Here is a 24,724-nt window from a genome sequence, read left to right as displayed (position 1 = left end):
GCGCTACCCTGACGCCCATGAGCCCGAAGCGACGCCCCAGCGAGCGGTCACACATCTGGAAGCGCATGGCACTGATCGCCGCCGTCGGCATCCTCGCCGCCGTGATCGCCGGCGCGCTCGTGATGACGACGGCGGAGCCGGGCCCCGACGCGCCCGAGCCGCAAGCCCTCGCGGTGGTCGGGGATTCCAACACCGAGATGGACTCGCCGGACTTCGCGGCCGGGCAGATCGGGGAGGACTCCTGGGTCGCCACGGTGCTCGCCGCTGGCCACCGGTTCGCCGGGGGATGGGCGGTGGCAGGGTCGACCTCAGTGGACCAGGCGGCCGGTCTCGAGGCGGTCGAGGGTGCGCAGGTTCTGCTCGTGATGACTGGAACCAACGACCTCGCCCAGGGCGTCCCGTTCGATCAGGCCGCCCCCAGCCTCGAGGCGATCGTCGCCGAGGCCCCCGCGGAACGGGTCGTGCTGCTCGCCATCCCGCCGCGGGATGAGGAGACCACACCCAGCAGCACCGAGTTCAACCAGTCGTTGCAGGACCTCGCCGAGAACCGGGGCTGGGAGTACTTCGACGGCCTCGAATTCCTGCGCAGCCCCGAGGGCGGCTTCGCGGAGGGAACCACCAACGACGGCGTCCATCTCACCCCCGAGGCCCAGGAACAGTTCGGCGAGACTGTGGCGGATTACCTGGCCGAGGACGACGCCGCATCCTGAAACGGCTGATCCTCCGTGGGCGCAGGATCTTGCAGCGGCGCAGCATCCTCTGAGGACGCAGGGTCAGGTGCAGCACCAGGCTCAGGCGCAGCGCCAGGCTCAGGCGCAGCATCGGGCCCCAGGGCCGGCTGCGCCGGGGGAGTGCCGCGCACCGAGGCGTAGATGACCCCGCCGACCACCAGTACCCCGCCGCCGAGCTCCAGCCAGGTCGGCACCTCGCCCAGCACGGCCCAGGCGGCCAGGATCCCGACCACCGGGACCAGCATCGAGAACGGGGCCACGGTGCCAGCTGGGTGCCGGCGCATCAGCCAGACCCAGATCCCGGCACCCACCACCGTGCCGAACAGGATCGTGTAGCCCAGACCCAGCCAGGCCGGGATCGCGGCGAGGCTGATCGAGCCGGCCAGTGCCGCCCCGATCTGCTCGGGGCCCTCCACCAGGAACGCCACCGTGAGCAGCGGGATCGGCGGGACCACGGCCATCCACAGCACCAGCGCCATCGGCCGGTCGGTCTGGGCTTTCCGGGAGGCCAGGTTGCCCAGCGCCCAGCCGAAGGCGCCGAAGAGCACCAGCAGGAACGGCATCCAGCCATCCAGCACGCCGCGGGAGACCCCCACCAGCCCCAGGCCGAGCACGGCGACCCCGACGCCGGTCGCCCGCCGTGCGGTGATGTGTTCGTTGAGCACCAGGGCGCCGAGCAGCACGGTGAACGGCGCGGAGGCCTGCAGCACAAGCGAGGCGAGCCCGGTGGGGAATCCGGCGGCCATACCCAGGTAGAGACCGAAGAACTGCAGTGTGCCGAAGCCCAGCCCGTAGCCGAGCAGATAGCGGATCTTCACCCCGGGCCAGGGCACGAACAGCAGCGCCGGCAGCGCCAGGAGCGCGAAGCGCAGCCCGGCCAGGAACAGCGGCGGGAACTGGTCCAGTGAGAACCGGATGGCCAGGAAGTTTAGCCCCCAGAAGACGGCGACGAGCAGGGCGAGCAGCGTGTGGCGCAGGGGCATGGGTCCATCCTCCGCCGCAGAACCACATCAGGTCTACTGAACGTTTCTGCACTGAGCGTGTAGGTTGCCTACATGGATGCGTCTTCGCTCAGTTCCCACTCCCTGGAGCCCCGGCATCTTCAGCTGCTGCGCGAGATCGCGGCCCGCGGCACCCTGGCCGCGGTGGCCAAGGCCACCCACCGCACCCCCTCGGCGCTCTCCCAGCAGCTGCGCACCGCCGAGCGCGAGCTCGCGGTGAAGCTGGTGGAACCGGACTCCCGCGGGATCCGGCTGACTCCGGCCGGTCAGCTGCTCGCCGAGGGCGCCGATGAGGTCATCGCGAGCCTCGCCCGGGTCCAGGCCCGGCTCGACGCCGCCACCGGGGAGCCGCGCGGAAGCGTGAGCATCGGCACCCTGCCCAGCGCCGGTCAGGTGCTGCTGCCGCAGCTGCTGCACCGGCTCCGCGGGTCTGCGATCACACTGACCCTGGATGACTTCGACATCGCCGAGGCCGACTTCGCGGCCCGCGCCCTGGACGCTGACATCGTGATCAGTCACAGCATCAGCGGAGGCGTGCCCCGCGGTGCCCACGGGCTGATCAGCACGTTGCTGGCCCGGGAACCCATCGACGTGGTGCTCCCCGCGGATCACCCGCTGGCCGCAAAGGCCGAGCTGAGCCCCGGTGATGTGGCGGATCTGGAGTGGGTCGGAGTGCCACAGGGGTATCCGTTCGACGCGATCCCGGTGGTCATCGAGCAGCTCACCGGCGCTCCGGTGCACCGGAGGCTGCGACTGCGCGACAACCACCTGCTGGAATCCCTGGTCGGCGCCGGCGCGGGATCGGCCTGCTGCCAAGGTTCAGCACCCGCCCGGCACCCGGCGTGGTGCTGCGGCCACTGGTGGGGGTCAGCGCCGCCCGCAGCATCGTGGCGCTGAGCAGACCCGACCGCCATGAGCGGCTGGCGGTGCGGACCGTGACCGAGCATCTGGTCAGCATCGGGGCTGAGCTGATGGAGGACTATGCGGTGCGGCGTGGCTGAGGCCCGGGTGCATCGAGGAGATTCAGCCGTAGAATCTTGGGATGCATAAAATCCTCTCAGTGGGCCTGACCGGCGGGATCGCCTCGGGCAAGTCAGCGGTCGCCACCCGGCTGGCCGAACACGGCGCCATCGTCATCGAGGCCGACCTCTTGGCCCGGGAGGTGCTGGAACCCGGCACCGACGGGCTGGACGCAGTGGTCCAGGCCTTCGGGTCCGGCGTGCTCACCGACTCCGGTGCTTTGGACCGCGAGGCGCTGGGTCAGATCGTCTTCGCCGACGAGGACGCCCGCGCCCGGCTCAACGCGATCGTCCATCCCCGGGTGGCCGAGGCCCGCAACGCGCTGCGCGCGCTGGCGCCGGAGGGAACCGTGGTGGTCGAGGACATCCCGCTGCTGGTGGAGACCGGGCAGGCCGAGCGGTTTGACGTCGTCGTGGTGGTCGCCGCGCCCCCGGAGGAGCGGCTGAATCGGATCGTCCGGGACCGTGACACCAGCCCCGAGGACGCCCAGGCGCGCATCGACGCGCAGACCTCTGAGGGCGAACGTGCTGCGGTAGCTGACGTGGTGCTGGAGAACTCCGGGACCCTGGCAGAGCTCGATGCCCAGGTCGATGAGCTGTACGAGAAACTCCACGGGCGTGTCATAGCCGCGCAGTAGCATTGATCCATGAGTCTCGCTCAGAAGATCAGCCGCACCGTCGCTCCCTTTGAGGTCATCAGCCCCTTCAAGCCCTCAGGGGATCAGCCGAAGGCGATCGCCGAGCTGGTGGACCGGATCGAGGGTGGCGAGAAAGACGTCGTGCTGATGGGTGCCACCGGCACCGGCAAGTCGGCGACGGCGGCCTGGCTGATCGAGCAGGTGCAGCGGCCCACGCTGGTCATGGTGCAGAACAAGACCCTGGCCGCTCAGCTGGCCAATGAGTTCCGCGAACTGCTGCCGAACAACGCGGTGGAGTACTTCGTCTCCTACTACGACTACTACCAGCCCGAGGCCTACGTGCCGCAGACGGACACCTTCATCGAGAAGGACTCCTCGGTCAACGAGGAGGTCGAGCGGCTGCGCCACTCGGCCACCAACGCGCTGCTGACCCGCCGAGACGTGGTGGTGGTTGCCACCGTCTCCTGCATCTACGGCCTGGGCACGCCTGAGGAATACATCAAGCAGATGGTCGCGGTCGAGGTGGGGGAGAAGATCGAGCGCGATGAGCTGCTGCGCCGCTTCGTGGGCATGCAGTACGCCCGCAATGACACCGACTTCCACCGCGGCACCTTCAGGGTTCGCGGGGACACCGTGGAGATCATCCCGATGTATGAGGAGCTCGCGGTGCGCATCGAGTTCTTCGGCGATGAGATCGAATCCATCTCCACGCTGCACCCGCTCACCGGCACCGTGGTGCGTGAGGAAGAAGAGATGTACATCTTCCCGGCCAGCCACTACGTGGCCGGCGACGAGCGGATGGCCAGCGCGATCACCCGGATCGAGGATGAGCTGCGCGTCCGGCTGGAGGAGCTGGAGTCCCAGGACAAGCTGCTGGAGGCCCAGCGGCTGCGCATGCGCACCACCTATGACCTCGAGATGATGCAGCAGATGGGCTTCTGCAACGGCATCGAGAACTACTCCCGGCACATCGACGGACGCGGCCCGGGCTCGGCCTCGCACTGCCTGTTGGACTACTTCCCGGATGACTACCTGCTGATCGTGGATGAGTCCCATGCGACCATCCCGCAGATCGGCGGCATGTACGAGGGGGACATGTCCCGTAAGCGCACCCTGGTGGACCACGGCTTCCGGTTGCCCTCCGCCATGGACAACCGGCCGCTGAAGTGGGACGAGTTCCTGGAGCGGATCGGGCAGACGGTGTACCTCTCCGCCACCCCTGGTCCCTATGAGCTGGGTCAGGCCGATGGTTATGTGGAGCAGATCATCCGGCCTACCGGTCTGGTGGACCCGCAGATCGTGATCAAGAAGACGAAGGGCCAGATCGATGACCTGCTGGGGGAGATCCGAACCCGGACCGCGAAGAACGAGCGCGTGCTGGTCACCACGCTGACCAAGCGGATGGCCGAGGACCTCACCGAGTACATGCTGGAGAACGGCATCAAGGTGGAATACCTGCACTCGGATGTGGACACGCTCAAGCGGATCGAGATCCTGCGGGATCTGCGCCGCGGCGTCCATGACGTGGTGGTCGGGATCAACCTGCTCCGCGAGGGCCTGGACCTGCCCGAGGTCTCCATGGTGGCGATCCTGGATGCGGACAAGGAAGGTTTCCTGCGGTCCACCACCTCGCTGATCCAGACCATAGGCCGTGCGGCTCGCAACGTCTCTGGCGAGGTGCACATGTACGCGGACCGGATCACCGACTCGATGCGCCGCGCGATCGACGAGACCGACCGTCGCCGGGAACGTCAGATCGCGTACAACACCGAGAACGGGATCGACCCGACCCCGCTGCAGAAGAAGATCGCGGACATCACCGATCAGCTGGCCCGCGAAGATGCCGACACGGCCGAGCTGCTGCAGGGAATGGGCGGCCTGGCCACCGGTTTCCAGTACGGCAAGGGCCACCGCGGTTACACCAGCTTTGACAACGAAGACGGCGAGGATTCCACCGGTAAGAAGTCCGGCAAGTCTCTGGCGGAGCAGACCCCCGCGAAGGACCTCACGGACCTGATCGCCCAGCTCACCGGCCAGATGCACCACGCGGCGGAGGAGCTCAACTTCGAAGTGGCGGCCCGGCTGCGCGATGAGATCGGGGAGCTGAAGAAGGAGCTGCGGCAGATGCAGAACGCCGGCCACGACCAGATGTGAGCCACGTGCGCTACGTCTCAGCTCAACCTTTCGTTCAACGTCGAACTGAGTTTTTCCGGTGAATCCCCTATGCTGGCTTAGGTCATATCCGTGGGACTTTAGGGGCATAAGTACGTGGAATTGCGTGAATATTTAAGGATCGTCCATCGCGGATGGCTCATCATCGTGTTGGCGACCCTCGCCGGAATCGGCGCCGCGGCAACCTTTTCCCTCCTCCAAAGTCCGCAGTATGAGGCCGAGACCAGGGTGTATGTCTCGACTGATTCGGCGTCCACAGTGGCGGAGCTTGGCCAGGGCACCACGTATACGCAGCAGATCGTTCAGAGCTTTGTTGAGGTCACCACGACCCCGAGAGTGCTCCAGCCAGTGGTAGAGGAGCTTGGCCTGGACCAAACTCCTGCAGAGCTGTCTGATTCGATCGCGGTGTCCACCCAGGCCGACACCGTGTTGCTACAGATAACTGCGGTAGCTGAGGATCCGGTAGTGGCCGCCGAGATTGCGAACACCGTAACTGAGAACCTGATTAGTGTGGTTGGTGAGATCACACCCGGTTCGTCCGGCGAGGCCAGCTCGATATCAGTCGAGGTTCTCCAGGAAGCAGTCGCGCCCGAGTCCCCGGTCTCGCCTCGGGTCCCACTCAACCTCGCTCTGGGTCTCTTGATCGGACTGAGTCTCGGCGTGGGAATCGCCGTGCTTCGCGATGTTCTGGACACTCGAATTCGCGGTGAGCACGACATCTCGGCGACTACGGAGACCCCTGTTCTCGGTGGCATCGCCTACGACTCCGAGGCGCAGAAGCGGCCGCTGGTGGTCCAGGTAGATCCGAAAAGCCCCCGAGCGGAGTCTTTCCGCACGTTGCGTACGAACCTTCAGTTCCTGGAGGTCGGCGAATCTCGTCGCAGTTTCGTTATAACCTCATCAATTCAGGGTGAAGGCAAGTCCACTACGGTGGCCAACATTGCCATCACCATGCAGGAAGCAGGTCAGCGAATCTTGGTGATCGACGCTGATCTTCGTCGCCCTAGGATTGCTGACTACTTCGGGCTCGAAGGCGCGGTGGGCCTGACCAATGTCTTGATCGGCAAGGCCGACCTGGATGATGTCGTCCAGTACTGGGGCCCGCATGACCTCGCGGTACTTCCCGCGGGAGACATTCCTCCGAACCCCAGTGAGCTCTTGGGTTCGCCGAGCATGGACGCGCTGCTCCGGTTCGTAGAGGATCAGTTCGACGTCGTGTTGATTGATGCCCCTCCGCTGCTTCCCGTCACCGACGCTGCGGTGCTCGCCACCCGCGCCACCGGTGCCATCATCGTCGTTGTTGCGGGTAAGACCCACCGCCAGCAACTCAAGGGAGCGGTTACTTCCCTGGAGAACGTCGGCGCGAAGCTCTTTGGAGTGATTCCCACCATGCTTCCTACCAAGGGCCCCGATGCATACGGTTACGGGCGTTATGGATACGCCTATACCTACGAAGAAGACGGGAGGGCGTAGATGATGTCCGATTGTTTCCGCATTCTCGTGGTCTGTACCGGCAACATCTGCCGCTCCGCTCAAGCAGAGCAGTTCATCCGCGCAAAGATTATTGAAAGCTATCCGGGTCTTGAATCCGTGGTCGTTGTGGAAAGTGCCGGTACGGGAGCCATGTGCGGATCAGGCATGCCAGAGCAGGCCGCGGCGTTGTCCACCCAGTACGGTGGTCTTCCGGCCAATCACGTTGCACGCCAGCTGACGGTAGATCAGGTACGGGCAGCAGACCTTGTCCTCGCGATGGCGGCCGAACACCGCAGCGGTGTAGTCAGACTTTTGCCTCGTGCTTCTCGAAACACCTTCACGCTTACGGAGTTCGCGGCCTTGTTGGAGAACGCGGAACTAAATCGCCCAGCCATACCGACGGGTTTTTCGGCGTTGACACCAGCGGACAAGCTACGAAGTGCAGTCAAATGGGTGTCGGCGCGAAGGGGGTTCTTGGGTGCAGACGCCAAACCAGCCGATGTCGTCGATCCGTACCGTCGGTCCGATGAGACCTACGTGGAATCAGCGCGTCAAATCGTTGATGCACTAGATCGCACCCAGCGAGCTGCGGTGAACCTGGCGAAGCGAGTATGCGTATGACTCGAGCCAAGAAGTCGCACATTCTTATGGAAGGGCTCTCTGGAAAATCCCGACACATCTCAGGATTGGCTACAGCTAGAAATCTTACTGAAAACGGGCTGTGGCTCGGGGCAGGGGACCAGGCAGTGGTGCCCATCGACGGCGGAAGGAGTTTGGACTGATGAGCACTGCAGAGGCTCCAAATATGTATGCCACCTACACTGGAATTCAGGCTGAGACCGAGCGCCACCTGCCACGTCGAGTGTGGCAAAGACGATACGCCACACGCCTCCTCATCACTGACTTCATCGTCCTGGCCCTCGTAATAGGCACAATCCAAGTTTTCTGGCTGGATTTTGATGACACAGCGAACTTCGGGTTCCCTGGCAGTCCAGGCGAACAGTTCAGTGGAGAAGTGAGCTATGGCCTCGTCTCAGGCGCACTTCTCCTGCTCTGGATGGTTGTACTTGTTTCCGTGGGAAGTGTTGATTCGCGCGTGATGGGCGTAGGGCACACCGAGTACCGCAAAATCACAGACAGTGGAGTCGGTCTCTTCGCGGCAGGGGCCACTATTATGTTTCTGCTCAAGCTAGATGTGGCTCGCGGCTACCTCCTCCTCACCTTTGCAGTCGGTATAATCGCTCTCTTGTTTGCTCGAATGATGTGGCGCAAGTGGCTAAAGAAGCATCGAACCCGCGGAGATTATTCAAGCCAGGTCGTGTTGGTCGGATCACATTCTTCGATCCGCCACATTGCAGATGAGTTGGCGAAACAGCCCTGGGCTGGATACAACGTCGTGGGGGCCGCCCTCGCGCAATCTCCCCAAGATAGTGGGGTGCTCGCCATAGGCAATGTTCCGGTGGTCAGCGATTTCGACGGAGTCCGAGAGGCAATGGACACTATCGGCGCTGACACGGCGATCATCACGGGAGCAGACCATCTGGACCCGCAGAGAGTCCGTGAGTTGAGCTGGGAGCTGGAGAAAGGTGAATACTCGTTGGTGATGGCGCCAAGCCTTACCGATGTCAGTGGACCTCGTATTCACAGCCGCCCCGTGGCAGGACTGCCTCTCATGCACGTGGAGACGCCGCGCTATACGGGTTTGCGGGCAGCAATGAAGCGTTCGTTCGATATTGCGGGTTCTCTCTTAATCATCGTCCTCCTTTCGTTGCCGATGGCGGTAGTGGCGATCACGGTCAAGAGCACATCTCCCGGTCCGGTGTTCTTCAAGCAGCAACGCGTCGGACTCGACGGGGAAGAGTTCCGCATGTGGAAGTTCCGATCAATGCGCCAGGATGCGGAACAGCAGCTCGCTCGGCTCGACGCTGCGGACCGAATGGATCCTGGGAACGTCTTATTCAAAATGAAAGATGACCCCCGAATTACCAGCGTCGGACGCTTCATTCGCCGCTACAGTATCGACGAACTGCCGCAAGTCTTTAACGTTCTACTGGGTAGCATGTCACTCGTTGGTCCGCGACCGTCACTCGCACGAGAAGTGGCTCAGTATGAGCATCACGTTCACCGTCGATTCTTGGTCAAGCCAGGTATTACGGGACTCTGGCAGGTTAGTGGAAGATCTGATCTTCCATGGGACGAAGCGGTCAGGTTGGACCTGTACTACGTGGAAAACTGGTCCCTCACCGCTGACCTTCTCATTCTTTGGCGTACTGCCAATGTCGTCATTCGAGGATCTGGAGCTTACTGAACAATGGAGAGGCATTCCCTGGAAACAGGATTAGTCGGGGTGGGCCCTTTTACGGTTCACGATCATCCCGCTGAAGAAGTCACACGGCGGATCGGCGAACTAGTAGGGAGGGGCCAACGAGCAGTCGCATACGCCCTTCACGTAGGAGGACTCAATAACCGTAAGGACCATGAGTTCGTACAGGCGCTCGACGCCGCTGACGTGGTCTACGCCGATGGCGCGGCGGTTGTCGGTCTCGCACGTATGGCAGGCGCTCGGCGCATCACGCGCGCCGCGACGACCGACATCGGCATAGATGTTGTCCGCCGCGCCAGCATCACACTTGGTCGGCCATGTCGGCTGGCGCTGATTGGCGGCACTGAAGGTCTCGCCAAGGAGGCCGGCACGAGTCTCGAACGGTCGGCTGATTGCGAAGTGGTATTGGCTGAGCATGGCTACCACTCGGATGACCTCGCTCTCATCAATAAAGTGAATGCGGTTCGTCCCGACATAGTGATCGTGGGCCTCGGTATGCCTCGTGAGGCCACTTGGGTGCAACATCACTGGGTGAGCTTGCCTGAGACCTTGATCATGACTTGTGGCGGTTGGTTCGGATTCCTTGCGGGGCGTGAACAGCGTGCTCCACGCATCATGCAGGTCACCGGAACAGAGTGGGCCTACAGGCTACTCCAGGCGCCGCAACGGTTGGCGGTTCGATACGCAACCGGCTTGATCTCCACGGTGAGACTAGCTCCAGATCAGTTAAAGAAAAGGGGAAAAAATGTACGCAATAATTGAGGGAGGAAACGTCCCTAGCGGTCGAGTTCAGGTCAGCGGAGCGAAGAACTCCGCGACGCGCCTACTCGCAGCAGCGCTCCTCACTGAAGACCACGTAGAACTCCACAACTTCCCGACCTCACTGGTCGATGCTCAACACAAGGTGCGCTTTGTCCAGTCCATGGGGGCGAACGTGAAGGTCGATGGCCCAGCAAAGACTCTTGCAATCGACACGCCCAATCTTGATGCCGCTGGACTAAATACGGATGGGTACGACGTGCCCATCAGGACTACGTACCTGCTGGCAGCGCCTCAACTGGCACGGACCGGACGTGCGCGGATTCCGTATCCTGCCGGCTGCAAAATTGGTGGCGGTGCGGGAGGTGGGCGAGGATACGATTTGCACGTCATGGTCTGGGAGGCTCTAGGTTGCACCGTCACAGAGACACCGAGCTACATAGAGATCACGGCGCCTTACGGGGGAATGCGTGGCGGAAGCGTGGACTTTCCGATCAGCACGGTTGGAGGAACAGAGAATGCCCTTCTGTGCGCGGCCGTGGCCTCGGGAACCTCTACAATATATAACGCCTACATCACCCCCGAGATCGATGATCTGATAGAGCTTCTTCGTCGGATGGGTGCCGACGTCGTGGTCGCTGGCAACAGCCACATCGTGATTACGGGGAAGTCTGGACTCCTCGGGGGTGCGCACATGAGCGTCATGGCGGACCGTATCGAAGCACTGACTTGGATCGTCTACGCACTCATCAGCGGGGGCGATCTGATGGTTAAGGGTGTCCCCTTCGACGCTATGCAAGTTCCGCTGATTCATCTGGAGCACGCGGGCGTGGATTTAATGGGAAGTTCTGACTCTCTCTACGTAGGTCCAGAGAGCCTGAAGGCGGGCTCGATTCAACCCTTCGAAGTGGCTTGTGGGACGCACCCGGGGGTGATCTCGGATATGCAGCCATTCTTCGTGATGCTTGGCCTACTGTCTGCTGGGACATCTAGGGTTTTCGACTATCGTTATCCGGAGAGAATCGGTTTCGTCGAAGAGCTGGCAAAGTTTCTGCCTGCACAAGCGTTGGAAGCTCGACCTGGAGCCATAACGATCCGGGGACCACAGGGATTCGCGGCGGCTGAAGCAGAGTCGACCGACCTTCGAGGATCAATGGCTGTGCTCATGGCCGCCTTGTGCGCACCGGGGACTTCTCGTGTGAATGGAGTGCAACTAGCTTTGCGAGGCTACGACCAACTCGAGTCAAAGCTGCGGACTGTCGGGGCTAGATTGTCGGTTCACGATACTCCCGCGCCAGCATTGGCGACGGCGGGATCAATTCGTCCATGACGCTGGCAGAGGAGTCTCGCTTCATCGAGGCAGTCGACCCAGGCACGACAACAGTCGGCGCAGACCTCCGTTTACTGTCTCGGTGGCAGATCGGAGGCCTGGCCGATCTGATGTACGAACCTACATCAACGGATCAGCTCGCACGAGTCCTCCAGTTCGCTAGCGCGCACGGTACTAGGTATTCAGTTATCGGCGACACGTCCAACATTCTGTTCGACTCACAAGGGTATCGGGGACTGCTAGTTAGAATTGGCAGCAACTTCTCGGATTACTCAGTCCAAGGAAGGGTTGTGACAGCGGGTGCCGGAGTGCGGGCTTCAGATCTCGCCAGAGTTGCGGAGCGTTTCGGTCTGTCGGGCATCGAGCACATAGTCGGTATTCCTGGCACCCTCGGTGGCCTTATTGCCATGAATGGTGGCTCGATGCGTCGGGGGATAAGTGAGAACGTATTGAGCATCGACTGTCTAACAAAAAGTGGAGATAGAAAACAACTAGACCCACATAAATGTAAATTCGCTTACCGCAGTTCTATTTTTCAGGGTGGATCGCTGATCATCATAGGTGCGGTTCTGGGTCTAGCGGCCAGTACTCGCGGTGAGGTTGGGGACTTAAATGAGTCAATCATCGAAACCCGCCGAGACCGGTTTCCTGAATTGCTTCCTAACTGTGGTTCTACCTTCGCGTCAGACCCCTCGGTATACGCGACTGTCGGCTCGCCGGGAAAGATGTTGGAGTCCGCTGGCCTGAAGGGTTACCACCATGGGGATGCGCAGTACTCACCTCAACACGCAAACTTCATCATCAATCGTGGCAATGCGACCTCAGACGATGTGTTGGAATTGATCGCATTGGGGCAGTACAAAGTACTTGAGACCACGGGCCATCGTATGCGATGTGAAGTCCGGTTCTTACCCTCCGACGGCGAGACTGGTCCCGCCGATGACTTTGTGCCGCAACAAATAGCATGAAACGTGGCACGACCCTGGTAGCGGGGCAAGTTGTTGGACAATTGTTCCTGATCGCAGTAATTCCTCTTCTGACGCGCATTTTTTCACCCGCCGAAATGGGTGTTTACCAGATTGCTTTGGCCATCGCACTAATTCTTCAGCCGCTTGCAACACTCAAGATCGAAGCGCACATTCCGGCCGCGCCAAATAGCGCAACAGTTAGAGCCTACAATCGACGCGCGGGACTCGCAGTGGCGTTGACTTGCATGGTGGGTGTCGGTGCGGCTGCCACATTATTTGCTGTTGATTCCAACTATTCGGAACACTTGCTACTGGCGAGCCTGTTGCTAGGCGCATTCGCTTGGATGGCTCTAGACACTGCACTCCTGATTCGGTCCGGTGAACTTCTAAGGTTGACAATTCGACATCTGCTCGCTGGGCTCTTCACTGCTCTGCTCCAACTGGTGGCTGCAGTGACCATCGGGGAGATTTGGTCGCTCGCGTTCGCACTACTGCTCGGGCGGACTTTGGCGATTATCCTAACTAGGTCCCGAGCTAACAACGATGGGGTTGGTGCAGCAAGTATCACTCTTCGGTCAGCGCGAGACACGGGGGCCGCCGTGGGGGGCAGCATGGCAATCAATTTGTCCAATCAGGCTCCCGTTCTTTACTTGGCTGGAATGTTTGGCGCAACGGCTGCTGGACATCTCGGAATTGCAGACCGCGTGGCGGCTACGCCCATTAATCTAGTCGGGAGATCGTTGGCGCAGTTTGTTCAATCGAGCTTGGCTCCGTTTGTCCGGGAGAGAAAGTTCGGGCTGTTCGGCGCTAGCTCAAATTCACATTCATAACGGCAGGAATTGCGGCGGTTTGCGCCACGGGCCTAATAACGCTGGGGCCTCTCCTTGCCGAACCGGTTCTAGGACCAGGGTGGGACATCGCTGGGCAGGTAATCGCGATTCTCGCCTTGCCATTCAGCCTGCGGCTGGTCGCTCTCCCCATGACCCACACGCTAATAATGATTGGTCGTGAGAGGAGTCTTCTCAGACTCCAATTGGTGCGTTTGCCCATACCGTTGGCCTTCGTTGTTGTGACATATATACTGGAACCAGACTTCATTTTATGTTGTATCGCACTTTCAGTCGGACTTACTATCAGCTATTCATTGTTTATCGGATTATCTCTATATTGGACGTTCTGGGAAGAAAAAAATGGGTACTCATCATTTAAGTAAAGTTAAATATGAAACGGGGAGGTTCTATGGAGTTAGTTAAAATGGCGTCATTTAATGCTTTATATGCGTTACCAATTCGTGTACGGCGACGCCTCCTGTATCTTCGCACTTACAGAAGGAATCCTGAACTCAGTACCCCTGTTAAATTTTCAGAGAAAATGCAATGGCGTATAATCAACGATCGTCGACCACATATTGGCTTGGCTGGCGACAAAATTAGAATGAAGAAGTATGCGGCTGAGGTGTGTCCTGAAGTGCAGATCCCGGAGACGCTCTGGGCTGGCACAGACCCGCGGGCAATTGCAGATGTGGACTGGGGTTGCTCGTGGGTAGCCAAGCCGATTGCTGGGGCCGGTCATGTCACGTTCGGGGAGGGTGCTATCGGGTCGAGTGGAGCCAGACTTGATAGAATGCTGAGCGCACCTGTTAGAGAATTAAAGCTTCGTGCGGAGTGGCTTGGGTCTTTAGCAGCCGATGGATTTTTACTGGAAAAGAAACTTCCAAGCACGAGCTCGTTGGCGCCTCCCGAGTATAAGTTCTGGACGTTCCATGGGCGCGTTGAAATGGTGTATTTTCGGATTCCCGACGAGTATGGAGTCACGAAAGGGCACAGGTACTATGATAGAGACTGGCACTCACTCAATCTTAAAAAGTCTGATGTTGAGGTAGTTGATGAAGTCCCATGTCCTGATCGTTTAAGGGAGATGATCGTGATTGCCGAAAAGCTCGCAGAAGATTTCGATTTCGTGCGCGTAGATTTGTACGACACTCCTGACGGCGTTTATTTCGGAGAACTCACTCCCTACCCAACACGAGGTCTGCAGCGCTTTGATCCACCTGAGGCAGACACGTGGCTGGGCAGCATGTGGAACCTCCCAAGAATCGAGGATGTTCGATGAGCCTGACTGCGAGCCATCCACTTGTCACAATCATAAGTCCTTTCTTCAATCGATCTAGTGGTGTTGAGAGGACACTTGAATCTATCGCCGACCAAACGTACAAAAGCTTCACGAGTGATCTCTGGGACGACGGGTCATCAGACGGGACCTGGGACAAACTTGTGGCAACTAGGGACGAACTAGGGGACCCCAGAGTCAGAGTTCGGAGGAATCAGAGCAACCTGGGATTGACTCCAGGTCTGAACGAAGCCATCGGTCCTATCGATACTCGCTACATCGCAGTGGTGGGATCGGGTGATGCGTGCCATAGAGATCGGATCTCACTACAAGTAGAAGCGCTCGAAAGTGACCCGGATGCCGTCATGTGCGCCTCGGCAAGCGTGACGAAGGATCTGATCTCAGGGAGCGAGTTTCTCGACAGCAGTTTTGCCCAACGGAAGTTTTCGGTGGATGACCTGCTCGAGACCGTTCCCTTCACCCATGGCACCGTGATGTATCGAACTTCCGCTCTGAAAGCCGTGGGTGGGTTTGAGGAGACATTCAAGTGGTGTGCTGACTGGGATCTGTTTCTGCGGATTCTGGAGAGCGGTCATGGGATCTACCTCCCTGATCAGTTGTACACGCGTATTGCTCAGCGCGACGGCGTCAGCTTCGATCCCCGAAAATCTTTCGATCAGATTCGGTATCAGGCGCTTGTTGCGATGGTTCACGGCGTAACGGCGGATCAACGAGACGCTTTATTGCAGTTGGCGCAGTTGGATGGACTGGATGCCAGTCTGGAGGGTGCGAAACGCCGCATTGAGAGGGGTCTGACCAACCGCATCATCAAGCTCGAATTAATGGGTCGAGGGAAAGAGGCGCGGGAGCTTGCTGATATCGTAGATGCGAGCGTCTATTCGGTGCCTCGCTCGAGTCGTCCGTCTATTTGGTGCGCGAGGACAGTTTCTCTGTTGCCGTTGCAACCAGATGGTTTGATCAGGGTGGCGCGATCATGCAAGAACTTACCGCTTCAAATGCGTCGCGTTATGTCAAGTTTCCGACGAGCTCAATGAGGTATCTGAATTGTCGTTAGCAGGAATGCGCCTGGCTTTTTTTTACCTGTACACTGCTTGCACCTTAGGTGCGAACGCAGTAGTGCTTATTCCTTCAGAGGTAGATGGAAATCAAAGCGATAACAGCGTATTTGTTATCAGTTGGCTGTTGCTCAACGTGGCAGCGGCGCTTGTCGTTGTATCGAGTAGTTACTTCAGCCGGGTGATTCTTGCGTGGACGCTGTTTAGTGTTTCCTTCATTTTTTTGTCTGGATTCTGGTCCGTTAGTGTCGAGTCTTCGTCGCTATATGGACTCCAGTTAATCTGCAATATAGTCGTCGCCTATATAATGGCTTCGGAGCTTGGGCTTTCGAAGACTCTACTAGTTTTCGGTAGAACGATAGTTTTCCTCTCACTTGCGGGAATAGTAGCTTATTTTGTTGGCTTTAACAATGTATATATTATCGATCCTCATGCGCGCGAGAACTTAGTCCTCGATGGTGCGATACGGCTTCGAGGATTCTTCAGCCATAACGTGGCCGGTGGACTCTTCGCGCTGGTTGGTGCAGTTATCTCGATCTGCAAGTTCTCTGGGCGTCAGCGGTGGTTCGGAGTTGTCGTCTGCGCCTTGTTTATTGCTTGCGCCGGGTCGGCGACTGGAATACTTCTATCGCTCTTGGCGCTCCTAGTCATGGCAGTACTCGTTGTTGTTGCTCCGAGGGTTCCGGTGCTGGGTTGTCTTGGCCTTGTGACTGCTGTCGTTTTGCCTGTCGGAGTTGTGGCAATGTTCTCCGGTGACAGGATTCTTGACTTGTTGGGTCGTGATGCGACACTCACCGGTCGGACGCTGATTTGGGATTGGGGAATGGATTCCATCGGCGAAAGACCCATTTGGGGTTGGGGATTTCAGGCCTATTTCCCGGGTGGTGAAGGCGCAGGACTACTTGCTAGTGCGTCCCGTTTTGAGGGTTATAATCTTTCTCACTTCCATCAGTCTTATATACAAACTTCGATAGATCTCGGAATTTTTGGAACTCTGTTTCTTATAATAATTCTCGTTGTATCGTTCTTGAATGGATATAGGCTTCAGTCCCTGGGTGCTGCTTCGGACGGCTTAGTTGTGTCGACTGTCGTGGCTGTGTACGCCTTTGCTGGAATGGGTATGTTTATATTTATATCCTATAATCATTTCGCTACGTTCTCTTTGTTCGCAATTCTTTTTGCTTCTCTAAAGGCTAGGGGTCATCTGAGGCTCGTGGACCAGCAAGACGGTAGCCGCGCAGTGGCGCGTCAGCTCGGGCGCACGAGCTTCTAGTTTTCCCTGGTGTTCGTCGGCGTGCCTCGTTAGCTTTTAGGGACATTGCTTTTCAGCAGGATGAGTGGTGTTGGCCGGTCCGGTTTCTGGGCATGATCGTTTGCCCCCAGTCACCCCATGATTCGGGGGTGTTGTTACCCAGGGGCTGGTGGCGGCGGAGCATGGGTCGCTGATAGGGCCTCTGTGTCAAGAGATGGCCGTTGGGGCTGTGCTGAGGTCCTTGAGAATCGTGCGGTAGATGACAATGCTCAGCCTGCGCTTGAGGGCCCTGCGAGCTTCTCGAGGGGTCTTGCCCTCCGCCAGTTTCTTCAGGTAGTAGTCGCGGCCGAGACCTCCATGCTCTATCTGGCACCCCGCGATGACATGCAGAACCGAGTTCGAACGACGATTGCCACCAGGATTCAAGCGCTGCCTCAGATTGTTTCCACTGGAAGTATCTAGGGGCGCAGCACCGGTAAAGCTGGCGAAGTGCCCGCCGAGCGGAACCGGCGCACATCCCCAACCTCACCCAAGATCTTTCCAGCCATGATCGTGCTGATGCCATGGAGCCCCATCAAGGACGTGCCCGAGGCCTGTAGCTCCTCGGCGATCAGCTGCTCGTAATCGTCCATGAGCTTCTCCAACCGGGCCACCTCACCGATCAGATCGCGCGCGAGATCCCGACGAGTCCGACCCATCGCAGTGGCGGGCCGCAAGCCCCTCAACACAGTCCGACCCCGGGTCAGCGTCAGGCCTCGTGGCACTCCGCCGGGGATCAGATCCCGAAGCAGGTCGTGGAGGCGATTCAGGGCACGGGTGCGTTCACCTTTGAATCCGTCGCGTTGGCGGGTCAGCAGGTCAAGGATCTCGGCGTGATCCTCCGCCGCCACCGGTCGGAGACCCTCGTGATGCTGGGCGACCCAGCCCACGGCTCGCGCATCAGCGGCATCGGACTTACGACCACCACGGGTGTGCAGGACCCGGGCCTTCATCGACAACGTGGAAGGCACGTCGAGGACTTCATGGCCCTGATTGAGCAGGAACTGGGGATGCCCCGTCCGAGGCCCCGGGCGCCTTCCACAGCGAAGCGGACCTCCTCGAACTGCGAGGCCCATGTCAGCACGGCCGAGCCCGTGCCCTTGTTCACCGCGAAACGCCGACAGGCGCTGGTAGTCCCATCGGCTTCAAGGGCTGCGGCGGTGAGTGATGATTTATGTGGATCGATTCCGATGACAATCATGACGGGCTGCTTCCACTCGTAGGGACATGAAGCTCCCTCGGTGGGCACTCTGACTTTGAATCACCTACACGCCTCTGTTGAACCACACCCAGGGCCGATGACGGTCAGCCGGGCACCCCATCAGTGAGCCAGTCCCATTTCTGGGGCGGCAAGAAGCACGCGGACCAACGCTGACCGTCACCATCAACACTACGAAGCTGCAGGCTCCCCAGTGCCGGCCACCCTCTCATTCAAGACAAGTCAGAGGCACGACGCCCTAATACGATGGCTTGTTTTCCAACTTGGATGACGAGCATGGTCTGTCCCGGGTTTCGAGGAGTAGATGGTCGCCGGCACCGATGAGGCGGCGATGATCGTGCCGATGCTAGCCCGACGCTGGCTGGACACTCTCTACGCGATGCTGCGCGATGGGACCCTCTACCAAGACCTCGCCCTGCCGGTCGCATCAGAGCACGCCCTGTCGGCTTCACGAAAACCATAGACGCCCCCCAGTTTGTTTACGTGGTCCTCATCGGCGCATGGACTCTTTGCTTGCCGGAGGTTCACGCGCCGCGACTGGTAACGTCCTGCTGCGACTCGGCAGGTGTATCATCATCCAAGCGTGGGGGAGTATCCCTAACACTGTGGTCGTCAGCACGCGGGGCATCGTCGCCTCGCCGGACACAGAGGCCTGGACTCAGGCGGAGAGACTCGCGATGACATCGCTGTGCCCATCTGCGCGAAAGGCTCCTTCATGGAGATTTCCCCACTTATCTGGACCGTCACGCTTGCGCTGATCATCGGCCTGCTGCTCTTCGACTTCGTCTTCCACGTCCGCAAGGCGCATACCCCCACCATCAAGGAAGCGGCCCTCTGGTCTGCCTTCTACGTGGGGGTGGCCCTGCTCTTCGGCCTGGGCTTCTTCGCCCTGGGCCACCCGGAGATGGCCACCGAGTACTACGCCGGCTACGTCACCGAGAAGGCGCTCTCGGTGGACAACCTGTTCGTCTTCCTGGTCATCATCGGCAGCTTCAACGTCCCCCGTGAATACCAGCAGAAGGTGCTGCTCTTCGGCATCGTCTTCGCGCTGATCGCGCGCAGCGGGTTCATCCTCATTGGTGCCGGGCTGATCAACCTCTGGAGCGATGTCTTCTACCTCTTCGGCATCATCCTGCTCATGACCGCAGGCCAGCTGCTCAAGAAAGAGCTCGCCGGGGACACCGGGGGAGACGAGGCGAACAACTTCTTCATCCGCTTCGCCCGCAAGCATCTGAACACCACCGAGGAATACCACGGGGACAAGATCACCACCACGGTGAACGGCAAGCGCATGTTCACTCCCATGCTGCTGGTCATGCTCGCCATCGGCGGCACCGACCTGCTCTTTGCGGTGGACTCGATCCCGGCCATCTATGGGCTGACCCAGGAGCCGTTCATCGTCTTCGCCGCCACCGCGTTCTCCCTGATGGGTCTGCGTCAGCTCTACTTCCTCATCGACGGCCTGTTGGACCGGCTCATCTACCTCTCCTACGGCCTGGCGCTGATCCTGGGCTTCATCGGCGTCAAGCTGATGATCCACGCTCTGCACGAGAACAACCTGCCTTCATCAACAACGGGGAAGACGTCTCCGTGGTGGAGATCGAGACCGGTCTCTCGCTGCTGGTCATCGTCGGCGTGCTGATCTTCACGGTGACCACATCTCTGCTGGCACCGAAGGGCCGCGCGCTGCGCGCCATCCAGAACGCCGAGAAGTACAACCAGCGCTATGTGGACCTCTCCGAGAAGGCTCCCGAGGACCGCGAGTTCAGCCTGATCAAGACGGCAGAGAAGTCCGACTACTGGTCCGCAAAGGTCGCGAGCGTGCCGGAGAAATACCAGGCAGACCTGATTGAGCACCGCGGCCAGTACCTTGCCCTGCTGGAGAAGGCCCGCGGGCTGCGCACCGGGGTCAAATAAGCCTCAGGTGCGTTTCAGCAGCTCCGCGAAGACCCGGGCGCCGTCGTCGCCCAGGCCGTCGTGGTGGAACTCGTTCGTCTCCCAGACGATGATCCCGCCGATCACATCGGCGGTCTCCCAGGAGAGCTCCCGCGCCACGTACACGTCATCGGTGTAGAGCGCCGCGGCGGTGGGCACCCGGTTCCGGCGCAGCTGGGCGAGGTCGTAGAGCGGCTCCCAGTCCTCCACGGCGGCCAGCAGGTCTGCGGCCTCGAGGAGATCCGCGAGCGTCGGGTCCAGCAGCAGATGCTCGCGCAGGATCATCTCGCCCAACAGCAGGGGGGAGGCCCCCTCGGCGTCGAACTCCGGGAACTCGGCGCCCACGCGCTGGGCCGCCCAGCCCGTGGCGGCGACTCCATCGGTCAGCTCGGCGGGCTGGCCGTAGATGGACTCATGCATCACCGCGTACATCGGGTTCCCTGCGAAGGAGAGCTGCTGGCCCACCGCGGCCAGGAACGTGTCGGAGAGCTGCGGGCACTCCGGCCCGGTGAAGGCCTCCTCGAGCAGGTAATGCAGCGAATCGGCCCGGGTATTGCCGCCCAACAGCATCCCGATCAGCTGAAGCCGAGCCGGGGTCAGCATAGAGCCGTCCAACAGCCGCACCTGATGGGCGCGCAGGTGGGCGAAGACCCCGTCCAGGATCTCTCGGTCCTGCGGGAACCGGGCAAAGTGCTCGGCGTTCCGGGACCGCATCTTGGCGTAGGTGGCCCGGTAGACCCGGTCTGCGTGACCGGTCAGCGGGGCCAGCCCGCCGGTGATCAGCGCCCGGTCCAGGGACTCAGGAGCGAGGGAGAGGTAGCTTAGCGTGGTGAATCCACCGAAGCTCTGCCCCAGCACGCTCCAGGAGTCCAGTCCCAGTGCGCGCCGGAACGCCTCGGCGTCGGCCACGATCGAATCCGCGCGGAAGTGCCGCATGTGCGCGGCCTGGGCGGCGGCTTCGCCCTGGAGGCTGAGCGAGTGCCGGGTGAGTGGGGTGGAGAGCCCGGTGCCGCGCTGGTCCAGCATCAGGATCCGGAACTTCGTGCCGGCCTCGCTCATCCAGCCGCCGAGCTTCGCCGGCCGGCTGCCCTTCCCGCCGGGCCCGCCCTGGAGGAACAGCAGCCAGGGGAGGGACTCCACATGCTCCCGGCCCTGCTTGACGGCGTCCGCGGCGACGAACTCGCGGGCATAGATCCGGATCGCCTCGCCGTCGGGAGCTCGGTGATCGAGCGGAACCTGGAGCCAGTGATCGGTGATCTGGGTGCCGTCGATCAGGGTGGAGCTGGCACCGGCGGTCGCGGTCCAGGCCGGCCTCATCCCAGTTCGCCGACCCGGTCCATGATCACCACGGGGGCCCCGGTCTCATCCGAGGCGGTGAGGTCGATCCAGGCGTGGATGCCCCAGTCGTGGTTGCCCTCTGGGTCATCCAGCACCTGCACGGCCCGCCAGTAGCGCCGCTCCGGGTCCGGGGTGTCCTTGGGGGAGGTCTCGATCCGCACCAGGGAGGGCCCGCGGGACTGAGCGTCGGTGTAGACCTCTTCGTAGATGTTGAAGTAGGCGTCCAGCGCCTGACCCCAGCGGTCCTTGTCCCAGCCGTGCTCGGCGTCGAGTTCGGCGAGCTTCGCCTCCTTCTCCTCGGCGAAGAGCTCGGCACGCAGGAACAGCGCGTTGCGCACCATCACCTTGAAGGCGCGCGCATTGGAGGTCACCCGGTCCGGGTGGTCCAGTGCGGAGATATCCGCCTCCATGGCGGCGAGTTCGGCCAGCCTCTCGGGGTCATCCCCGGCCTGGAGCCGCTCCCATTCCTCCAGCAGCGAGCTGTCGGTCTGACGCACCACCTCGCCCAGCCAGGCGAGCAGGTCCTCGAGCTCCTCGGTGAGCCGGTTCTCCGGGACCGTCTGCTTCAGCGCCTTATAGGCATCGCTGAGGTAGCGCAGCAGCACGCCCTCAGACCGGGCGATCTGGTAGTGGTTCACCATCGTGGTGAAGTCGAAGGCCCGCTCCAACATGTCCCGGACCACCGACTTCGGCTGCAGCGCGTGATCGGAGACCCAGGGCGCGCCGGTGCGGTAGATCTCGAACTGCTGGGTCAGCAGCTCGGCCAGCGGCTGCGGGTGGGTGAGCTCGTCGAGGATCCGCATCCGGTCCACATACTCCACCCCCTCGGCCTTGAGCTCGCCGATCTTCTCCGCCTTCAGCTGCTTCACCTGGGCGCCGGTGATCTGGTGCGGGGTCTCCAGGATGGACTCGATCACGCTGATCACATCGTGGGCGTAGGACTCGGACTCGGTGTCCAGCAGCTCCACCGCGGCCACCGCGAAGGGGGCCAGCGGCTGGTTCAGCGCGAAGTTGTCCTGCAGGTCCAGGGTCAGGTCCACGGTGCGGCCGTCCTCATCGGGACGCTCCAGGCGCTCGAGCACCCCGGCGGTGAGCAGCTCGCGCAGGATCTGCAGCGCCTGGCGCTGCAGCTGGGCCTTCCGGGCCGGGGTCTCATCGGCGGCCAGGATCATCCGGCGCATCGCCCGGATCGGGTCCTCCGGCCGCTCCAGCAGGTGCAGCACCATCGAGTAGCTGACCTTCATCCGCGAGACCATCGGCTCCGGGGTGGCGACGATGATCCGTTCGAAGGTCTTGTCGCTCCAGGAGACGAACCCGTCGCGGGGCTTCTTCTTCCCGGCCGAGCGGATCGCCTGGGTGACCTTCTTCTCATCGTCACCGTGCTTGGCGCGGGCCTTCTCGATGGAGGCGTTGTTCTCGATCACGTGCTCCGGCGCCTGGACCACCACGGTGCCGTGGGTGTCGAACCCGGCCCGGCCGGCGCGCCCGGCGATCTGGTGGAACTCACGCGCGTTGAGCTGCCGGGTGCGGGTGCCGTCGTATTTGCTCAGCGCGGTCAGCAGGACCGTGCGGATCGGCACGTTGATCCCGACGCCGAGGGTGTCGGTGCCGCAGATGACCTTCAGCAGGCCCTGCTGGGCGAGCTGCTCCACCAGCCGGCGGTACTTCGGCAGCATCCCGGCGTGGTGCACCCCGATCCCGGCGCGCAGCAGCCGATTCAGCGTCTTGCCGAAGCCTGCTGCGAAGCGGAAGGTCTCCAGCTTGAGCCGGATCGCCTCGCGCTCCTCCTTGGAGACCACATTGAGCGAGGCCAGGCCGACGGCGCGCTCGGCCGCCTCGCGCTGGGAGAAGTGCACCACGTAGACCGGGGCCTGGTGTGTGGTGACCAGCTCCTCGAGCTTGGTCTGCAGCGCGGTGGTGGAGTACTCGTAGCTCAGCGGCACCGGACGCTCGGCGCTGGAGACCGTGACGACGTCGCGTCCGGTCCCTTCGCTGAGCCGGGCCTCGAACCGGGAGGTGTCGCCCAGGGTGGCGGACATCAGCAGGAACTGTGCCCGGCTGCCGGAGGCGCCGTGGCCCGGGGTGGCGGGCTCGGCGCGGCCGGTGAGCTCCAGCAGCGGGACCTGCCAGGCCCAGCCGCGCTGCGGATCGGCGTAGAAGTGGAACTCGTCCATGATCACCGGGCCGACGTTGGCATCGCGGCCGTCGCGCAGCGCCTCATTGGCGAGGATCTCCGCGGTGCAGCACACGATCGGGGCCTCGGCGTTGACCGAGGAGTCACCGGTGACCATCCCGACGTTCTCGGCGCCGAAGATCTCCACCAGGGAGAAGAACTTCTCCGAGACCAGCGCCTTGATCGGGGCGGTGTAGACGCTGCGCTCCCCGCGGGAGAGCGCGAAGAAGTGCGCGGCGGTGGCGACCAGGGACTTGCCCGATCCGGTGGGGGTGGCCATGATGACGTGCTGGCCGTCGGCGAGTTCCAGGATGGCGTCCTGCTGGGCGGGATACAGCGTGATCCCCTGGGTCTGGGTCCAGGACTCGAAGGCCGCGTAGAGCTCCTCCGGCTCGGCGGGGCCTGCGGTCTCGGCGGAGCTCTCCAGCTTGTGCAGCCGCTTGGACGGGCTGAGCGCGGTCACGGCGCTCACCAGCCGCGTTCCCGCCATGCGGGGAGCGAGGCGCGTTCGGCGCCCAGCGTGGTGGGGTCACCATGGCCGGGGTGGATGATCGTGTCGTCCTCGTACTCGGCGAAGAGCCGAGCCTCCACGTCATCGAGCAGCGAGCTGAAGTCCTCTTTCCCCCAGGTCTTGCCGACCCCGCCGGGGAAGAGCGAGTCTCCGGTGAAGATATGCGTGGGGCCGTCTTCCACTCGGTAGACGAAGGCCACGGACCCGGGGGTGTGACCGCGCAGGTGGATCACGTTCAGCGCGATGCCGTCATAGGACAGGCTCTCGCCGTGGCTCAGCCGCCGGTCGATGGTGACGTTCTTCTCGGCCTCGATGGTGCCGGCGTCCTCGGCGCCGGCCGCGGACTCCGGGCGGGGAGAGGTTCCGGCGCCGGATCCGCCGGCGGGGGAGCCGAGCAGCTCCTCCAGGGCCCGGATGTGATCCCAGTGCGAGTGCGTGGTGAGCACCGCGGAGAGCTCCAGCGGGCAGGGCGTGTCCTGGGCGGCTTCAGCGAGCAGGCTCCGGATGGCCCCGGCGTCGTCGGCGGCATCGATCAGCACCTGGACCCCGGACTTCTTGGCGGTGAGCAGATACACGTTGTTGCTCATCTCGGAGACCGAGATGCGGCGCAGCGTGATCGCAGGGAGATCGTAGAGCAGAGAACTGTCAGAGGCCATAG

21 protein-coding genes and 1 pseudogene are annotated in these 24,724 nt (G+C 61.5%); 16 read left to right on the top strand and 6 right to left on the bottom strand.

The features are described from left to right. The first annotated feature begins 17 nt into the window (after positions 1-17). The gene (locus BG28_RS05570) at positions 18-710 is read left to right on the top strand and encodes an SGNH/GDSL hydrolase family protein (RefSeq protein WP_084479486.1); all 693 of its coding nucleotides are present in this window, start codon (positions 18-20) and stop codon (positions 708-710) included. Here BG28_RS05570 and BG28_RS05565 read toward each other — a convergent pair. Next, complete coding sequence (locus BG28_RS05565; RefSeq protein WP_084479485.1) at positions 680-1,714, bottom strand: EamA family transporter; 1,035 nt, start codon at positions 1,712-1,714, stop codon at positions 680-682. The two genes, BG28_RS05570 and BG28_RS05565, sit on opposite strands and share 31 nt — an antisense overlap. Positions 1,715-1,786: 72 nt before the next feature. Between BG28_RS05565 and BG28_RS05560 the strand changes: the two genes are divergently transcribed. From BG28_RS05560 to BG28_RS14865, 13 genes are all read left to right on the top strand, one after another. Beyond that, positions 1,787-2,629, top strand: a complete 843-nt coding sequence (locus BG28_RS05560; RefSeq protein WP_235180986.1) for a LysR family transcriptional regulator — start codon at positions 1,787-1,789, stop codon at positions 2,627-2,629. 145 nt (positions 2,630-2,774) lie between these two features. Next, the gene (gene coaE / locus BG28_RS05555; RefSeq protein ID WP_369797195.1) at positions 2,775-3,389 is read left to right on the top strand and encodes a dephospho-CoA kinase; all 615 of its coding nucleotides are present in this window, start codon (positions 2,775-2,777) and stop codon (positions 3,387-3,389) included. 9 nt (positions 3,390-3,398) lie between these two features. Continuing rightward, positions 3,399-5,543, top strand: coding sequence for an excinuclease ABC subunit UvrB (gene uvrB, locus BG28_RS05550; RefSeq protein ID WP_036474743.1), 2,145 nt, complete (start codon positions 3,399-3,401; stop codon positions 5,541-5,543). Positions 5,544-5,657: 114 nt separating this feature from the next. Beyond that, a complete protein-coding gene (locus tag BG28_RS05545) occupies positions 5,658-7,034 on the top strand; it encodes a polysaccharide biosynthesis tyrosine autokinase (RefSeq protein ID WP_036474742.1) in 1,377 nt (458 codons plus the stop codon). Continuing rightward, positions 7,035-7,655, top strand: a complete 621-nt coding sequence (locus BG28_RS14885) for a hypothetical protein (RefSeq protein WP_084479484.1) — start codon at positions 7,035-7,037, stop codon at positions 7,653-7,655. It abuts the gene before it with no gap. Between the two features lie 160 nt (positions 7,656-7,815). Further along, positions 7,816-9,342 carry a sugar transferase gene (locus tag BG28_RS05540; protein WP_235180985.1) on the top strand — a complete coding sequence of 509 codons (1,527 nt, stop codon included), beginning with the start codon at positions 7,816-7,818 and terminating at the stop codon, positions 9,340-9,342. 3 nt (positions 9,343-9,345) lie between these two features. Next, positions 9,346-10,119, top strand: coding sequence for a WecB/TagA/CpsF family glycosyltransferase (locus BG28_RS14880; RefSeq protein WP_084479483.1), 774 nt, complete (start codon positions 9,346-9,348; stop codon positions 10,117-10,119). Next, positions 10,103-11,446, top strand: a complete 1,344-nt coding sequence (locus BG28_RS05530) for a UDP-N-acetylglucosamine 1-carboxyvinyltransferase (RefSeq protein WP_036474739.1) — start codon at positions 10,103-10,105, stop codon at positions 11,444-11,446. The genes BG28_RS14880 and BG28_RS05530 overlap by 17 nt, the downstream gene beginning before the upstream one ends. Then, positions 11,443-12,414: a UDP-N-acetylmuramate dehydrogenase gene (gene murB, locus BG28_RS14875; RefSeq protein ID WP_084479482.1), complete on the top strand. Its 972-nt coding sequence runs from the start codon at positions 11,443-11,445 to the stop codon at positions 12,412-12,414. The genes BG28_RS05530 and murB overlap by 4 nt, the downstream gene beginning before the upstream one ends. Then, complete coding sequence (locus BG28_RS16740; RefSeq protein ID WP_152539225.1) at positions 12,411-13,244, top strand: oligosaccharide flippase family protein; 834 nt, start codon at positions 12,411-12,413, stop codon at positions 13,242-13,244. Before murB ends, BG28_RS16740 begins: the two co-directional genes overlap by 4 nt. Before the next feature lie 391 nt (positions 13,245-13,635). Further along, positions 13,636-14,526, top strand: a complete 891-nt coding sequence (locus BG28_RS14870) for an ATP-grasp fold amidoligase family protein (RefSeq protein WP_084479481.1) — start codon at positions 13,636-13,638, stop codon at positions 14,524-14,526. After that, positions 14,523-15,578: a glycosyltransferase family A protein gene (locus BG28_RS14265; RefSeq protein WP_084479480.1), complete on the top strand. Its 1,056-nt coding sequence runs from the start codon at positions 14,523-14,525 to the stop codon at positions 15,576-15,578. Before BG28_RS14870 ends, BG28_RS14265 begins: the two co-directional genes overlap by 4 nt. A gap of 82 nt (positions 15,579-15,660) precedes the next feature. Beyond that, complete coding sequence (locus BG28_RS14865) at positions 15,661-16,872, top strand: O-antigen ligase (protein WP_161634800.1); 1,212 nt, start codon at positions 15,661-15,663, stop codon at positions 16,870-16,872. 186 nt (positions 16,873-17,058) lie between these two features. Here BG28_RS14865 and BG28_RS16735 read toward each other — a convergent pair whose 3' ends face one another. Both BG28_RS16735 and BG28_RS15800 read right to left on the bottom strand, forming a co-directional pair. Beyond that, on the bottom strand, positions 17,059-17,289 hold the full coding sequence (locus BG28_RS16735; protein WP_369797196.1) for a hypothetical protein: 231 nt from the start codon (positions 17,287-17,289) through the stop codon (positions 17,059-17,061). Between the two features lie 20 nt (positions 17,290-17,309). Then, entirely contained in the window at positions 17,310-17,966 is a 657-nt protein-coding gene (locus BG28_RS15800) for a transposase (protein ID WP_255342473.1), read from the bottom strand. Between the two features lie 447 nt (positions 17,967-18,413). Here BG28_RS15800 and BG28_RS15615 point away from each other — a divergent pair, with 447 nt between their 5' ends. Both BG28_RS15615 and BG28_RS05515 read left to right on the top strand, forming a co-directional pair. Further along, positions 18,414-18,572 carry a hypothetical protein gene (locus BG28_RS15615; RefSeq protein WP_161634799.1) on the top strand — a complete coding sequence of 53 codons (159 nt, stop codon included), beginning with the start codon at positions 18,414-18,416 and terminating at the stop codon, positions 18,570-18,572. Positions 18,573-18,824: 252 nt separating this feature from the next. Continuing rightward, positions 18,825-20,026 (top strand): annotated as a pseudogene (locus BG28_RS05515) (TerC family protein). 3 nt (positions 20,027-20,029) lie between these two features. Here BG28_RS05515 and BG28_RS05510 read toward each other — a convergent pair. The 3 genes from BG28_RS05510 to BG28_RS05500 are packed head-to-tail and all read right to left on the bottom strand — an operon-like array spanning position 20,030 to position 24,722. Then, positions 20,030-21,361 carry an alpha/beta fold hydrolase gene (locus BG28_RS05510; protein ID WP_051501043.1) on the bottom strand — a complete coding sequence of 444 codons (1,332 nt, stop codon included), beginning with the start codon at positions 21,359-21,361 and terminating at the stop codon, positions 20,030-20,032. Continuing rightward, a complete protein-coding gene (locus BG28_RS05505; protein WP_051501042.1) occupies positions 21,358-24,045 on the bottom strand; it encodes an RNA helicase in 2,688 nt (895 codons plus the stop codon). The genes BG28_RS05510 and BG28_RS05505 overlap by 4 nt, the downstream gene beginning before the upstream one ends. After that, a complete protein-coding gene (locus tag BG28_RS05500) occupies positions 24,024-24,722 on the bottom strand; it encodes an MBL fold metallo-hydrolase (protein ID WP_036474738.1) in 699 nt (232 codons plus the stop codon). Before BG28_RS05500 ends, BG28_RS05505 begins: the two co-directional genes overlap by 22 nt. Positions 24,723-24,724 lie beyond the last annotated feature (2 nt).

The organism is Nesterenkonia sp. AN1 (assembly GCF_000582475.1).
Lineage (GTDB): Bacteria > Actinomycetota > Actinomycetes > Actinomycetales > Micrococcaceae > Nesterenkonia > Nesterenkonia aurantiaca.
Note: the sequence above shows the minus strand (reverse complement) of the source record. Positions and strands in the feature narration are given on the sequence as shown.

Excerpts from the sequence above, each read along its gene's own strand:
- BG28_RS05570 (WP_084479486.1), top strand. The coding sequence starts at position 18 with ATGAGCCCGAAGCGACGCCCCAGCGAGCGGTCACACATCTGGAAGCGC.
- BG28_RS05565 (WP_084479485.1), bottom strand. The coding sequence starts at position 1,714 with ATGCCCCTGCGCCACACGCTGCTCGCCCTGCTCGTCGCCGTCTTCTGG.
- BG28_RS05560 (WP_235180986.1), top strand. The coding sequence starts at position 1,787 with ATGGATGCGTCTTCGCTCAGTTCCCACTCCCTGGAGCCCCGGCATCTT.
- coaE (WP_369797195.1), top strand. The coding sequence starts at position 2,775 with ATGCATAAAATCCTCTCAGTGGGCCTGACCGGCGGGATCGCCTCGGGC.
- uvrB (WP_036474743.1), top strand. The coding sequence starts at position 3,399 with ATGAGTCTCGCTCAGAAGATCAGCCGCACCGTCGCTCCCTTTGAGGTC.
- BG28_RS14885 (WP_084479484.1), top strand. The coding sequence starts at position 7,035 with ATGATGTCCGATTGTTTCCGCATTCTCGTGGTCTGTACCGGCAACATC.
- BG28_RS05540 (WP_235180985.1), top strand. The coding sequence starts at position 7,816 with ATGAGCACTGCAGAGGCTCCAAATATGTATGCCACCTACACTGGAATT.
- BG28_RS14880 (WP_084479483.1), top strand. The coding sequence starts at position 9,346 with ATGGAGAGGCATTCCCTGGAAACAGGATTAGTCGGGGTGGGCCCTTTT.
- BG28_RS05530 (WP_036474739.1), top strand. The coding sequence starts at position 10,103 with ATGTACGCAATAATTGAGGGAGGAAACGTCCCTAGCGGTCGAGTTCAG.
- murB (WP_084479482.1), top strand. The coding sequence starts at position 11,443 with ATGACGCTGGCAGAGGAGTCTCGCTTCATCGAGGCAGTCGACCCAGGC.
- BG28_RS16740 (WP_152539225.1), top strand. The coding sequence starts at position 12,411 with ATGAAACGTGGCACGACCCTGGTAGCGGGGCAAGTTGTTGGACAATTG.
- BG28_RS14870 (WP_084479481.1), top strand. The coding sequence starts at position 13,636 with ATGAAACGGGGAGGTTCTATGGAGTTAGTTAAAATGGCGTCATTTAAT.
- BG28_RS14265 (WP_084479480.1), top strand. The coding sequence starts at position 14,523 with ATGAGCCTGACTGCGAGCCATCCACTTGTCACAATCATAAGTCCTTTC.
- BG28_RS15800 (WP_255342473.1), bottom strand. The coding sequence starts at position 17,966 with ATGGGCCTCGCAGTTCGAGGAGGTCCGCTTCGCTGTGGAAGGCGCCCG.
- BG28_RS15615 (WP_161634799.1), top strand. The coding sequence starts at position 18,414 with ATGGTCGCCGGCACCGATGAGGCGGCGATGATCGTGCCGATGCTAGCC.
- BG28_RS05510 (WP_051501043.1), bottom strand. The coding sequence starts at position 21,361 with ATGAGGCCGGCCTGGACCGCGACCGCCGGTGCCAGCTCCACCCTGATC.
- BG28_RS05505 (WP_051501042.1), bottom strand. The coding sequence starts at position 24,045 with ATGGCGGGAACGCGGCTGGTGAGCGCCGTGACCGCGCTCAGCCCGTCC.
- BG28_RS05500 (WP_036474738.1), bottom strand. The coding sequence starts at position 24,722 with ATGGCCTCTGACAGTTCTCTGCTCTACGATCTCCCTGCGATCACGCTG.